10 protein-coding genes are annotated in these 13,167 nt (G+C 70.9%); 4 read left to right on the plus strand and 6 right to left on the minus strand.

Annotated features, from left to right (window positions below; translation table 11 throughout):
- The first annotated feature begins 19 nt into the window (after nucleotides 1–19).
- A complete protein-coding gene (locus WBG06_RS18525) occupies nucleotides 20–1,117 on the plus strand; it encodes an NAD(P)H-dependent amine dehydrogenase family protein (protein WP_336738426.1) in 1,098 nt (365 codons plus the stop codon).
- A 187-nt stretch (nucleotides 1,118–1,304) separates the two neighbouring features.
- Nucleotides 1,305–2,117 carry an SDR family oxidoreductase gene (locus tag WBG06_RS18530; protein WP_336738427.1) on the plus strand — a complete coding sequence of 271 codons (813 nt, stop codon included), beginning with the start codon at nucleotides 1,305–1,307 and terminating at the stop codon, nucleotides 2,115–2,117.
- Here WBG06_RS18530 and WBG06_RS18535 read toward each other — a convergent pair.
- Genes WBG06_RS18535 through WBG06_RS18560 form a run of 6 tightly spaced genes read right to left on the minus strand, consistent with a single transcriptional unit; the run spans nucleotide 2,114 to nucleotide 10,879 of the window.
- A complete protein-coding gene (locus tag WBG06_RS18535) occupies nucleotides 2,114–3,097 on the minus strand; it encodes a GNAT family N-acetyltransferase (protein ID WP_336738429.1) in 984 nt (327 codons plus the stop codon). The two genes, WBG06_RS18530 and WBG06_RS18535, sit on opposite strands and share 4 nt — an antisense overlap.
- A gap of 43 nt (nucleotides 3,098–3,140) precedes the next feature.
- Entirely contained in the window at nucleotides 3,141–3,767 is a 627-nt protein-coding gene (locus tag WBG06_RS18540; protein WP_336738430.1) for a YigZ family protein, read from the minus strand.
- Entirely contained in the window at nucleotides 3,767–4,546 is a 780-nt protein-coding gene (locus tag WBG06_RS18545) for a sulfite exporter TauE/SafE family protein (protein WP_336738431.1), read from the minus strand. The genes WBG06_RS18540 and WBG06_RS18545 overlap by 1 nt, the downstream gene beginning before the upstream one ends.
- A gap of 49 nt (nucleotides 4,547–4,595) precedes the next feature.
- On the minus strand, nucleotides 4,596–6,611 hold the full coding sequence (locus WBG06_RS18550; protein WP_336738432.1) for a VWA domain-containing protein: 2,016 nt from the start codon (nucleotides 6,609–6,611) through the stop codon (nucleotides 4,596–4,598).
- Nucleotides 6,612–6,629: 18 nt separating this feature from the next.
- Entirely contained in the window at nucleotides 6,630–8,033 is a 1,404-nt protein-coding gene (locus WBG06_RS18555; protein WP_336738433.1) for an ATP-binding protein, read from the minus strand.
- Nucleotides 8,030–10,879: an AfsR/SARP family transcriptional regulator gene (locus tag WBG06_RS18560; protein ID WP_336738434.1), complete on the minus strand. Its 2,850-nt coding sequence runs from the start codon at nucleotides 10,877–10,879 to the stop codon at nucleotides 8,030–8,032. The genes WBG06_RS18555 and WBG06_RS18560 overlap by 4 nt, the downstream gene beginning before the upstream one ends.
- Before the next feature lie 113 nt (nucleotides 10,880–10,992).
- Here WBG06_RS18560 and WBG06_RS18565 point away from each other — a divergent pair, with 113 nt between their 5' ends.
- Together WBG06_RS18565 and WBG06_RS18570 are read left to right on the plus strand one after the other, a co-directional pair.
- Entirely contained in the window at nucleotides 10,993–11,418 is a 426-nt protein-coding gene (locus WBG06_RS18565; RefSeq protein ID WP_336738435.1) for a YchJ family protein, read from the plus strand.
- Nucleotides 11,419–11,515: 97 nt separating this feature from the next.
- Entirely contained in the window at nucleotides 11,516–13,156 is a 1,641-nt protein-coding gene (locus WBG06_RS18570) for a sensor histidine kinase (protein WP_336738436.1), read from the plus strand.
- Nucleotides 13,157–13,167 lie beyond the last annotated feature (11 nt).

A 13,167-nucleotide genomic window follows, 5' to 3' on the forward strand; every position in this document is an offset into this window, starting at 1 on the left:
CACGTTCTAGATTTGGTGCATGTTGCCATCCCTTCCCGAGAAGCCGCTCCGAGTCGTCGTCTGGTCCACCGGGACGGTGGGACGTCATGCGATCGCGGGCGTCGACGCCCATCCCGACCTGGAGCTGGTCGGGGTGTGGACCTCGACAGCGGAGAAGGCCGGGGTCGACGCCGGAGAGCTCGCGGGGCTGGGACGTGCGCTCGGGGTCGCGGCGACCACCTCTCGTGACGAGCTGCTCGCGCTCGCCCCGGACTGCGTGGTTCACGCGGCGATGACCGACGACCGGGTCTTCGAGGCGATCTCCGATCTCACCGAGCTCATCCGGGACGGGGTCAACGTCGTCTCCTCCGGGCCGGTGATCCTGGTACACCCGCAAGGAACCCTGCCCGACGAGATGATCGCGGGCATCGACTCGGCCGGACGGGAAGGCGGCGCGTCGCTGCACGTCAACGGCATCGACCCGGGCTTCGCCAACGACGTCCTGCCGCTCGCGCTGACGTCGCTGTCGCAGCGGATCGACCACGTCAAGGTGTCGGAGATCGCCGACTACTCGACGTACTTCCAGCCGGTGGTCATGAAGGACCTCTTCGGCTTCGGCGGCTCGATGGACGACAAGCCGTTCCTGTGGGAGCCGGGCGTGCTCAGCACCGCCTGGGGGCCTGTCGTCCGGGTGCTTGCCGCGGGCCTCGGGGTGACCCTCGACGAACCGCTCGTGGAGAGGGTCGAGCGCCGGCCGGCGGTCAAGGAGACCAAGACGGTGTCGGTCGACATCGCGGAGGGCACCCAGGGGTCGGTACGTTTCACCGTCACCGGCACCGTCGACGGGGTCCCGCGCATCACCCTGGAGCACGTGACCCGGACGGACGCGGACTCCGACCCCGACTGGCCGGTCCCGTCTTCCGGCGACGGCTGCTACCGCGTCGAGATCACCGGCGAGCCGTCGATGACCCTCGAGCTCAGCCACCACGGTGAGCACGGCGACCACAACGTCTCCGGGATGATCGTCACCGCCCAGCGCCTGGTCAACGCCGTCCCCGCCGTCGTCGCCGCCGCCCCCGGTCTCGTCTCCCCCCTCGACCTCCCGCTGATCACCGGACGCGGACTGGTCGCCCGTTGAGCGAGACGTCACCCCGGTCGGGCGAGACGTCACCCCGGTCGGCCGAAGCGTCACGTACGTCGGTCGAGACGTCACGCATGCCATCTCGGCCGACGCAAGCGACGCCTCGGCCATCCGTAGCGACGCTTCGGCCGACGCAACCGACGTCTCGGCCATCCGGGCTGACGTCTCGATATGGAGGAGAACAGTGAGCATTCTCGAACGGTTCAGATTGACCGACCACGTCGCCGTCGTGACGGGAGCCGGGCGCGGGATCGGGGCGGCCACGGCGGTGGCGCTGGCCGAGGCGGGGGCGGACGTGGTGATCGCGTCGCGTACCGAGAAACAGCTGCGAGAGGTCGCCCAGAAGGTCGAGGCGGCGGGGCGGCGGGCGCTGGTGGTGCCTGCTGACCTGGCCGACACGGCGGCGACGGCGGGGCTGGCGGAGCAGGCGTACGAGGAGTTCGGGCGGCTCGACATCGTGGTCAACAACGTGGGCGGGACGATCCCGAACACGTTCCTCGACACCGACGAGGGCTACCTCGAGGAGGCCTTCCACTTCAATGTGACCACCGCGCACGCACTGACGCGGGCGGCGGTTCCCTACCTGGTGAAGAGCCCGGACGGGCAGCAGTCGGTGGTGTCGATCAGCTCGATGATGGGACGTACGTCGGGGCGTGGCTATCTCGCCTACGGCACCGCGAAAGCGGCGCTGGCGCACTGGACCAGGCTGGCCGCGACCGACCTGGCGCCGAGGATCCGGGTCAACGGGATCTTCGTCGGGTCGGTGCGGACCAGCGCCCTGGAGTTCGTGGCGGGTGACGACACGATGCGCGGCGAGATCGAGTCGAAGACCCCGCTCGGGCGGATCGGGGAGGCGGAGGACATCGCCGCCGCGGTGGTCTACCTGACCTCGCGGGCCGGTCAGTTCGTCACCGGGAAGCTGCTCGAGGTCGACGGCGGCACCGAGGCGCCGACGCTGGATCTCAAGCTCCCCGACGTCGGCGCCCAGCTGTCCTAGACGGTGATGTCCTTGTGCCAGGACTCGGTGACGTAGTCGGTCACCCAGCCCATCGACTTGTAGAGCCCGTCGGCCCCGGTGGGGCTGTCGGCGTCGACCTCGAGCGAGACCCGGTCACGGCCGCGCTCGAGAGCGTCGCCGATGACGGCGTAGAGCAGACCCTTGGCCACGCCGCGACCGCGGGCGTTGCGGTTGACGCCGATGTATTCGACGTACGTCCCCTCGACCCCGGCCGCGTTGGCGGGAAGCACCGAGGCGACCAGCGAGCCGGCGGGCAGGGTGTCATCGACGTAGGCCAGCCACCAGTGGTCCCAGCGGTGACCGGGGTCCTCGCGCAGCCGTTGCACGAACTCCGGGAAGCTCTCCCGGTAGGAGTTGAAGTGGTCCTGGAATGACTCCTCCAGGGTCTGATGGACGGTCTGCAGGTCGGCTGCCACCGGCATGCCGTTCTCGTGGGTCTCGACCGGGCGGATGGTCACCCCTTCGCGGAGGGGCGGCACCGTCTCGTCCGGGAGCACCGGCCGGCTCATGTGCAGCCAGGTACGTCGGTTGGTGAACCCCGCGGCCGCCAGCCACTCGCGCTGCACCGTGTCGTCGGCGAACGGGCTCGCGTCGAGGTGGGACTCGGTGAGGCCTCGCAGCTCGGCCATCGCCCGGGCCTGCTCCGCCAGCCAGGCATAGAGTCCCGCGGCGACCTCGGCCGCCTGAGCCAGGGTCCGGTCGACGTAGAGATAGACGAGCGTTCGCCCGGCGGCGCGGTCGTGGGCGATCGCCCAGGCGCGTACGTCGCCGTGCGGGTCGATCGCGACGAGCTGCTGGCGGGTCCAGGATGCCGGGCCGGCGATCTCGCCGGTGATGGCGTCGGCGTCGACCTTTCCGGACCCCTCGAACGGCCTCTTGTCGGCTGCTCGAAGCCTCAGAAGAGCGGGTAGATCGTCGAGGTCAGGGACCTTCGCCGTCCATCCGGTAGGGAGTTCCACGGGCGTCTCGCTATGGTCGCTCACCCCTCCATTGTCCCAAACGTCAGAGGACGTCGACCCACTGGTCCGTGCCCGGGACCAGCACAGACGCGCCCGCGGTGAGCTCCGCGACCAGCGCCTGAAGGCGTTTCTCGTCGGCCGGAGGGGCTCCGATTCGCAGCGTCACGGCCGCTCCGTAAGCGGTGTCGAGGACCGTCACTCCGGACGATCGGAGGTCGGTCTCGAGGCGGCCGGAGGCGTCGTACGGCACCTCGATCTCATATTCGCGAACGAGCTCTCGGCGCAGCGTCCCGACCTCGTCCAGCGCGACGCGGACGGCGTCGGAGTAGGCGCGGACGAGTCCGCCCGCGCCGAGCAGCGTCCCGCCGAACCACCGGGTCACCACAGCCACTGTGTCCGACACTCCGGCGCCGCGGAGCACCTCGAGCATCGGCGCTCCTGCGGTGCCGGCTGGTTCACCGTCGTCGTTGGAGCGTTCGACCGGCTGCGGCGGTGGGCCGATCCGGAAGGCGGAGCAGGTGTGGCGGGCGTCCCAGTGCTCCTTGCGCAGTCGCTCGACCACGGCCCGTGCCTCCGCCTCGTCCTCGACCCGGGCGAGCGTGCAGAGGAACCGGGACCGCTTCTCCTCGATCTCGGCGGCGCCGTCGCGGGCGATGGTCAGGTAGTGCATCACCAGACCCCGATGACGCTGCCGCCGATGCGGATGATGAACCCGGCGACCACGACGATGAAGAAGACGCGTACGAACCCGGCGCCCTTCGCCACCGCCGTGCGCGCGCCGAGGTAGCCGCCGATCAGGTTGCACACGCCCATCACCAGGCCCGTCTTCCACAGCACCGCACCCTGTGGGATGAAGACGACCAGCGCGGCGAGGTTGGTGGCGACGTTGGCCATCTTCGCCTTCGCGCTCGCTTCCAGGAAGGAGTAGCCGAGCAGGCCGACGAGCCCGATCACCAGGAAGCTGCCGGTCCCCGGACCCAGTGCGCCGTCGTAGAAACCGACCGCGAACCCGACCGCCATCGCGCCGATGACATGCCGGTGGTCGTCGTACCTCAGCTCCGTCACCTCGCCGAGCGACGGCTTGAAGAGCACCCACGCCCCCACCAGGATGAGCGCGACCAGCACGATCGGCTCGAAGACCTCCTCGGGCAGGTAGGACGCCACCCCTGCCCCCAGCGCGGACCCGACGAACGCGAGGATCATGAGCGGGATGAAGGTCTTCGGGTCCGGCCCCACCCGCCGGTAGTAGGTCGCTGCGCTGATCGAGGTGCCGAAGACCGAGGCGAGCTTGTTGGTCGCCAGGATCTGCACCGGCGCCGCTCCGGGCATGAACAGCAGCAGCGCCGGGAGCTGGATCAGCCCGCCCCCACCGACGACGGCGTCCACGTATCCGGCCGCCAGGGCCGCGAGAGCGAGAAGGGCAAGTACGTTCAGCGTCTCCTCGGGCACGGCCGCAGGCTACGCGGCCGGATGCTCACCGAGTTAACTCGGTGAGCATTCAGCCTGCCCACCAGCCGCGCCCGCCGAACGCGTCGGGGTAGCCGCCGTAGGAGTTGGACGTACGCCGTGCCGTCCTGTCCCCCAGATACGACCCGACCACGGCGGCGCCGAGGTCGTCGAGCTCGGGTGCGACGACGCGACCCTCGACGCGGCGAGCCATGGAGTCGATGAACCGGGCCAGGCCGGGATCGTCGCCGAGGCGGAAGAACGTGGTCTGCGCACCGAGGCGCCGGGAGTTCTCCAGCTCCTCGACGGACCGCGCGATCGTCACCGGGTGGGGCGGGTAGGAGAACCAGACGTCGCCACCAGGCTCCAGGTGGGCGGTGGGCTCACCGTCGGTCACGATCAGGAGCACCGGCTGGGCGCCCGGATGCCTGCGGAAGTGCCGGTTGGCCAGCAGCAGCGCATGGTGCAGGTTGGTGCCCTTGTCCCAGATCGCGTCGAGCGCGGTCAGCTTCTCGATCTCGATGGTCTGGGCGTAGCGGCCGAACGAGATCAGCTGCAGGTCGTCGTTGCGGAACCGGCTCTTGATCAGCGTGTGCAGCGCGAGCGCGGTGCGCTTCATCGGCACCCAGCGGCCGTCCATCGCCATCGAGAAGCTGGTGTCGACCAGGAGGGCGACCGCTGCCTGCGTGCGCGCCTCGGTCTCCTGCACCTCGATGTCGTCCACGCTCAGCCGGACGCCCGGCCCCTGCCGGCCCTCCCCGACCTCGCGGATGACGGCGTTCGTGATCGTGCGCGGTACGTCCCAGGGTTCGGTGTCGCCGAAGGCCCAGGGCCGTGAGGAGCCGGAGAGATCGCCCGCCGCCCCGGCGCGCTGCAGGTCGCGTTCGCCCTGCCGCCCGGAGAGCCGCTGCGCGACGTCGCGGAGCAGGGCCTTGCCGAGCTGGCGCATCGCCTTCGGGGTCAGCCGGAGGTCGCCGTCGGAGCCGCGCTCGAGCTGCCCGGAGTCGCGCAACGCCTGCTCGAGCTCCTGCAGGGTGCGCGCGTCGACGGCCGCCTGGTCGCCGAGCTGTCTCGAGAGCGCATCCAGATCGATGTCATCGAGGCGCGAGCCCGCGTAGGACTGCTGGAGCTGCTCGGAGAGCTGGTCGAGCTCGGCGATGTCCTGCAGCACCCCGGTGCCGTCGCCGAGGCCGAGCCCCTCGCCGCCGCCGAACTCTTCGGAGCCGTACCAGTCCTCGCCGGGCCGGGCCGCCTGCAGGTTGGCGTCGAGCTGCGCCATCTGCTCCATCAGCGCGGGCGAACCGAACGCCTGTTGGGAGAGCTCCATCAGCTCGCGTCGCTGTTCGGCCGACATCGAGTTGAGCATCCGTTGGGCTGCCGCGGAGCGCTGCGCGAGGGTGTCGAGCAGCTCGTCGATGTTCTGCGGGTTCTCGGGAAAGTACTGGCCGTGCTTGGCCATGAACTCTGCGAAGTCCTCAGGAGTGTCCTCACCGCGGTTGTGCTTGTCGAGAAGCCCGTTGAGGTCGCGCAGCATCTCCGCGATCGCCTCGCGGTCCTCGTCGGTGGCCCCTTCGAGTGCCTGCTTCATCCCGGCGAACCGCTGGTCGAGGAGCTCGCGGCCGAGCAGGTCCTTGATCTCGTCGTAGGCCGCGCGGGCCTCACGCGAGGTCCAGTCGTAGGAGGAGAGCTCGCTGACCGCGGCAGCGGTGTTGGGCGAGAGGTTGTCGATCTGCATCTCCCGGAACGCCCGGTCGCCGTCGTCCATCGTGACGTCACGGGCCAGCTGCTTGCGCTCCTCCAGGACCGCCTTGTCGAGGAGCTCACGCACCTGCTGGAGGGTGCCGTCGAGGTTGTGGCGCTGCAGCAGCTCACGGCGCCGCTCGGCGACCTGCCGGGCGAGATCGTCGAGGCCGCGCTGGTCCTGTCCCCCGCGCCGCAGGAACTCCCGCATCGCCCGCTCAGGCGAGTAGCCGGACATCACGTCCTCGCCGATCGCGTCCAGCGCCTCGGCGATGTCGACGGGCGGTGCGAGCGGGTCGCCCCCGGCGTACTTCTTGTAGCGGCTCATGGCCTGCCGCCCGCCGAATCAGCCATAGACCGTCTCGCCGCCCTCGGTGTCCTTGCCGATCTTCCTCGCCAGGAACAGTCCTTCCAGGGCCAACTCGATGGCGCTGGCGAGCTGGCCGTCGTTCTTGGGACCGCCGGTGGACTCGTAGACGCGGTCGCCGATCTGGTCGTAGAGGTCGGACTCGCCCAGGACCGGGAGGCCCTCCAGGAAGTCGCGGGCGGAGACCTTGGTGCCGGTGGTGACCATGCGGCCGTCCTCGATCGCGTCGATGAGCAGCGCGAAGTCGAGGCCGCGGAAGTGCTTGCGTACGGTCTCGGCGACGGCGGTGCGCAGCAGGTGGGTGAGGATCTCGGCCTCGCGGCCTTCCTCACCGGACTCGAACTCGATCTTCCCGGAGAGCACCTCCACAGCGGTCTCGAGGTCGACGATGCGGGCGACCGCGTCGGCCTCTCCCAGGACGGTGGCGCGGTGGAGCGCCGAGGCGGCGACGGTCTCGGCGCCGGCGATCGAGAACCGGGCAGAGACCCCGGAGCGCTGGTCGACCGCGGACGACCCGCGCAGGTGGCGGGTGAAGACGGCGAGGATCTCCAGGAGATGGTCCGGTACGTCGGCGACCAGCGTCGCCTCCTGCCGGATGACCGCCATCTCCGCGGCGAGCTCACGCGGGTAGTGGGTGCGGATCTCGGCGCCGAAGCGGTCCTTGAGCGGGGTGATGATCCGGCCGCGGTTGGTGTAGTCCTCCGGGTTGGCGGAGGCCACCACCAAGAGGTCGAGCGGCAGCCGCAGCACGTAGCCGCGGATCTGGATGTCGCGCTCCTCCATCACGTTGAGCATCGCCACCTGGATCCGCTCGGCGAGGTCGGGAAGCTCGTTGATCGCGACGATGCCGCGGTGTGAGCGCGGGATCAGCCCGAAGTGGATCGTCTCCGGGTCACCCAGCGAACGACCTTCGGCGACCTTCATCGGGTCGACGTCGCCGATCAGGTCGGCCACGCTCGTGTCGGGGGTCGCGAGCTTCTCCGAGTAGCGCTCGGAGCGGTGCTTCCACGCGACCGGCAGCGCGTCACCGGCGGTCGCCGCGAGGCGCTGGGACCCGACGCTGATCGGCTCATAGGGGTGTTCACCGAGCTCGGAGCCCTCGATGACCGGGGTCCACTCGTCGAGCAGGCCCACCAGCGTACGCAGCAGCCGGGTCTTGCCCTGACCGCGCTCGCCGAGCAGGACGACGTCGTGCCCGGCGATCAGGGCACGCTCGAGCTGTGGGATGACGGTGTCTTCGAGCCCGTGCAGACCGGGCCAGGGGTCCTCGCCGGCGGCCAGCTTGGCCAGCAGGTTGTCGCGGATCTCCTCGCGGAGCGACTTGAGCACGTGGCCGCTCGCGCGAAGCTGGCCGAGGGTGCTGATCGTGGGTGCGGCAGTCACGGACGCAACGCTACGCCGCCGCCCAACCCCTGGGCGGTGCCGGCGTCGACGTCCCGATCCTCGGATACCGCGGGTTCGACGGTCGAGAGCAGCTCCTCGACCCGCTCCCGGGTCAGGGCGGTGCGGTCCAGCTCGCCCACCTCGTCCAGGATCGCGGCGACCTCGTGGAGGGTCGCCCGGGCTTCGGCGGCCCGGTCGGTCCCGCGCTCGATGAGCGCGCGGCGTACGAGCGCGTTGGCCTCCCCCCACCGGTTGCGCTCCTCGAGGTGGTGGGTCAGCTCCAGGCGCAGCCGGCTCTCGGCGTCGGCGAAACGCCGCAACCCGATCAGGGCATCGATCAGGGTCAACCGGGGCGATGCCGTGGAGTCGACCTCGACGGGCTCCTGGCCGATCTCCTCCTCGATCAGGCGTACGGCGTCCTCGTAACGCTCCATCCGGACGTAGACCTCGGCCAGCCCGATCAGGCTGCCCCGGGCGCGATCGTCCATTCCGGCTGCGTCCGCGACCGCGTAGGCCTCCTCGAGGACGGCGACGGCCTCGTCGAGGGAACCGACCATGCTCATCGCCTGCCCGCAGTTGGACAGCGCCATCTCCAGGCCGGCGGCGGTCCCGGCCTCGCGGAACACCTCGGCCGCGCCCTGGAACTCGGTGATCGCGCGCGCCAGGTCGCCGGCCCGCGCCCGGCTGATCCCGACCTGGTTGCGGATGTAGGCCGCATCGACCTGGTTGCCCGCGCGGAGAGCCGCGTCGAGACCGAGCTCCTGGAGCGGCACGGTCTCGGCGGGTGGGTGCCGCATCGAGAGGCCGAACATCTTGTTGACCAGCTGATAGGCCGGGCCGAGCAGGCCGGCCCGTACGGCGAGGCGAACCGCGCTCCCCATGGTCAGCCACTCCCGGTCGCCCCACGCGCGCGCCTGCTGCGAGGTGGCGAAGCTCAGCGGCGTCACCCCGGCCACCACGGGGTCGAGGCTCATCAGCCGGAAGGACCGGCCGCCGGCAGCAGAGGCGGCGACCAGGGAGTGGGTGTACCAGCTCACCAGCCTCAGCAGCGCCTGGCCCGACTCCTCCTCGGAGCCCAGCTCCAGGGCGTAGTCGCGGATCAGGTCGTGGAGCACGAAGCGGCCTGGGCGCTGCTCGCGGACGAGGTTGGCGTCGACCAGCTTGTCGACCAGGCGCCGGGCGGCCGCGATGTCGACCCCGAAGAGCGCCGCCATCGCTGGCATCCCGATCTCGTGACCCGGTCGGAGCCCGAGGAGCCGGAAGGCCCGCCGCGACTCCTCGTCGAGGGAGTCATAGGACCAGGAGAAGACCGCGCGCAGGTCGGAGATGGGATCCAGCGGCACCTCGAGCGCGGCCAGGCGACTGGTCTCGCCGTCGAGCTCGGCGAGCAGATCGGGCAGCGAGAGGTCGGGGTATCGGCTGCAGCGCTCCGCCGCGACGGCGAGCGCCAGCGGCAGGTGTCCGCACCGCTCGGCCAACGCTCGTACGTCGGCATCGTCCGCCGCGCGGTCGGCGAGCCGCTGCTTCAGGAAGGTCGCCGACTCTGCCGGAGCGAGCGTGTCCAGCGCGATCCGCCGGGCGCCTTCACGGGTCGCCAGGCCCCGCAGCTGGCTCCGGCTGGTCACCAGCACCAGCGAGTCGCCGCCCGGCAGCAGCGGCCGCACCTGGGCGGACTCGCGGGCGTTGTCGAGCACCAGGAGCATGCGCCGCTGCGCCAAGGCCGTACGCAGCAGGGCAGAGGCAGCGTCCACCTCGGCCGGAACCGAGGCAGCATCGACGCCGAGCCCGATCAGCAGCGTGGTGAGCGCCTGGGCGTGCGAGAGCGGCTCCCCCGGGCCGAAGCCACGCAGGTCGATGAAGAGCTGGCCGTCCGGGAAGTGCTCGGTCCGGCTCCGTGCCCAGTGCACGGCGAGAGCGGTCTTCCCGACCGCCCCGATGCCGTGCACGGCGACCACGCTCGGCCAGCCGGCGTCGTGGGAGACGGTCACCGCGTCGAGCAGACGGAGCTCGGCCTCGCGTCCGGAGAAGCTGGGGATGTCGGCCGGCAGCTGCCGCGGGATCAGGTCCTCTTCCGAGACCCGCTGAGCGGGCACCGTCGCCTCGGGTCCGGCGGTCCCGCGAGCTGTCGACGGGACACCGGACAGCAGGCGGGTGAACGTCGAGCGGAGCTCCGCACCCGGATCGGCGCCGAGCTCCTCGGCCAGCCGCGCGCGGACCTCCTCATAGGCCTCCAGCGCCTCGGCCGTACGCCCCGCCGCGTCCAGCGCGTCCAGGAGCACCACCCACAGCGACTCGCGCAGCGGATGGTCGCCCACCACCCGGCGCACGTCGACGACCGCCTTCGCGGCGCGGCCGGCCGCGATGTCGAGCTCCGCCCGACGCTCCAGCGCGGTGAGGTAGCGGTCGACCAGCCACGGACGGGTGCGCTCGGCCAGCGACTCCCCGGCGGCGTCGCCGAACGGCTCGGCGCGCCACAGCGCGATGGCGTCCTCCAGGCGCTGGTAGGCCTCCGGGCCCTCGGCGGCGTCGAGCAGGTCGATGAAGGCGAGCGCGTCCACCGACGAGCGCGGCAGGTCGAGGATGTAGCCGCCGGCGGCGCGGCGTACGACCTCCTTGCCGAGCACACGACGGAGCCTGCCGATGTAGGTGTGCAGGCTGCCGCGCGGGTTGTCGGGGAGCTCCTCGCCCCAGATCCGGTCGGCGAGAATGTCGGCGGAGACCGGGGTGCCGGCTTCCAGGGCCAACAGCGCCAGCAAGGTGCGCGGGCGTCGGCCCGGCACCGCCACGGGCTCGCCTGCGCGCGTGACGATCAAGGGCCCCAGCAGACAGATGGTCACATCCGTCACCGAAGCACCCCCGTCGTCCCGAGCCGCCTGCGCCTGAGAGCCACCCCCACACCATAGTCGGGGCGCTCCGGGGCCACGACGGGAATCCGCCCATTCCGGTACACAATGGGCGCATGTCCCCCTTCGGCCAGGCTCCCACCGGATCATCCCTGTCCCAGGAGTGCCCGTGCGGCAGCGGGAAGCGCTATTCCATGTGCTGCCACCGGCTGCACCGTGGCGGCGCCCTGGCCGAGACGCCGGAGGAGCTGATGCGCAGCCGCTACGCGGCGTACGCCGTCGGGGACTGGGACTACATCTTCCGCACCTGGCACCCGGGGACCCGCCCGGATGACCTGGGCGTGGCCGCCCCCGACCCGCGGCTGGTGTGGACGGGGCTCGAGATCGAGGGCACCGGGCTCGACGACGACACCCACGGCTGGGTCGCCTTCCGGGCTTCCTACCGGTCTCCGTCGGGTGACGGCGTGCTCGCCGAGCACAGCCGGTTCGAGGTGCGTGCCGGACGGTGGCTCTACGTCGACGGCGAGATAGCGGACGATTGATCCGAACGCACGCATTCGCATCGGTTTGAGACAGACAGTAGAGAAACTGTTGCCGATATGTGGACGCGAGCGGGTCCGGCACGACAGACTCTGACGAGTGACCACCGACGCGACCGAGGACCTGTCCGGTCTCGAACCATCGGCGCGCTCGCTCTTGGACGCGGTCATCGCGATGTCGAGCGAGCTCGACCTGAACGCCATGCTCGAGCGGATCACCCGATCCGCCTGCGAGCTCACCGGCGCCAGCTATGGCGCCCTCGGCGTCCTCGACCTCGACGGCGACCTCCAGGACCTGATCACCTACGGCTACCAGCAGGAGCCGACGCTGCAGGTCGTCGGCAAGAGCCGCGGCCGGCGGGCCCGTCCCGAGACAGACCCGGTGACCGGCCCCGTGACCGAATCCGCCGAGCCGGCTGGCGGCGAGACCGCGGCTGAGGCACTTCAGCTGATCGCGCCCCGCCCGCCTGACGGCGGCAGCCACGCGCTGCGCACCGGCGACCCGGGCAAGCGCCGCTTCATCGAGGTGCCACTGCGGACCAAGGACCAGGACTTCGGGCATCTGCTCCTCTCCGACAAGGCCGGCGGCGCCGACTTCACCAACCACGACGAGCAGCTCGTCGTCGCCCTGGCTCGGGCCGCGGGCGCGCAGATCGACAAGGTGCGCGAGCTCGAGCTCAGCGAGCAGCGCCGCAGGTGGCTCGAGGCGAGCGCCGAGCTCAGCCGGGCCCTGACCCCGCCGCTGGAGCACACGGTCGCGCTGGAGCGGATGTGCGAGACCGCGCTGCCGCTGATGCGAGCGATCGGGGTCGGCGCCGGCACCCGCATCGAGCACGGTCTCGTCTCGGGCGTCGCTGCCGTACCCGGCCAGGAGGAGCGGGTCCGTGCGGTGACCGAGAAGGTGCCGCTCCTGATCGACCGGCGCATCGTCGAGCCGCTGGACATCGAGGCCGACGGGCTCTACGTCGTGGTCGCCCCGGTCCGCTCCACGCTCGCCGGCCGCGGCGCGCTGCTGGCGATCTACGACAAGGCCTGCGCCGCACACGACGAGCACGAGCGCGAGCTCTTCTTCGGCTTCGCCGGTCAGGCAGCGCTCGCTCTGGACCGCCTCCGCGCGGTCGAGGACCGGGCCGACCTCGCCGTCATCACCGACCGCGACCGGATCGCCCGCGACCTCCATGACGTCGTCATCCAGCGTCTCTTCGCGATCGGGCTCCAGCTCGAGACCCTCGGCCGCAACCCGCATCGCGTCGAGGATCTGCCCAAGCGGCTCGCAGAGCAGGTCGACGCGTTGGACCAGACCATCAAGGACGTACGCGGCTCCATCTTCGACCTCAGCAACCACGACGCCTCCTCGTTGCGGGCGCAGGTGCGCGAGGTCGTCCGGGAGTACGCCGGCGTCATGAAGTTCACCCCGGAGATCAAGATCACCGGACCGGTCGACACCGCTGTCCCGGACTCGGTCCGCAACCATCTCCTGCCGGTCCTGCGCGAGGCGGTCTCCAACCTCGCCCGGCACGCCCACGCCCACAGCGCCCAGATCGAGCTCACCCTCCAGGACGGGGAGATCAAGCTGGTCGTACGCGACGACGGCAGCGGTGTCCCCGAGGAAGCCAAGGAGAGCGGCCTGAAGAACGCCCGGGCCCGCGCGGTCCAGCTCGGCGGTCAGCTCGAGATCGGCCCGCACTCCCCCAGCGGCACCGAGCTCATCTGGCAGGTGCCCATCACCGCTGGGGTCTGAGCTGTCTCCGG

Origin of the sequence: Nocardioides sp. CCNWLW239 (assembly GCF_037137035.1) — a bacterium.
Classification (GTDB): Bacteria; Actinomycetota; Actinomycetes; order Propionibacteriales; family Nocardioidaceae; genus Nocardioides.

Bases quoted from the DNA above. Each gene is read 5' to 3' on its own strand.
- WBG06_RS18525 (WP_336738426.1), top strand. From the start codon at position 20: ATGTTGCCATCCCTTCCCGAGAAGCCGCTCCGAGTCGTCGTCTGGTCC.
- WBG06_RS18540 (WP_336738430.1), bottom strand. From the start codon at position 3,767: ATGCACTACCTGACCATCGCCCGCGACGGCGCCGCCGAGATCGAGGAG.
- WBG06_RS18550 (WP_336738432.1), bottom strand. From the start codon at position 6,611: ATGAGCCGCTACAAGAAGTACGCCGGGGGCGACCCGCTCGCACCGCCC.
- WBG06_RS18565 (WP_336738435.1), top strand. From the start codon at position 10,993: ATGTCCCCCTTCGGCCAGGCTCCCACCGGATCATCCCTGTCCCAGGAG.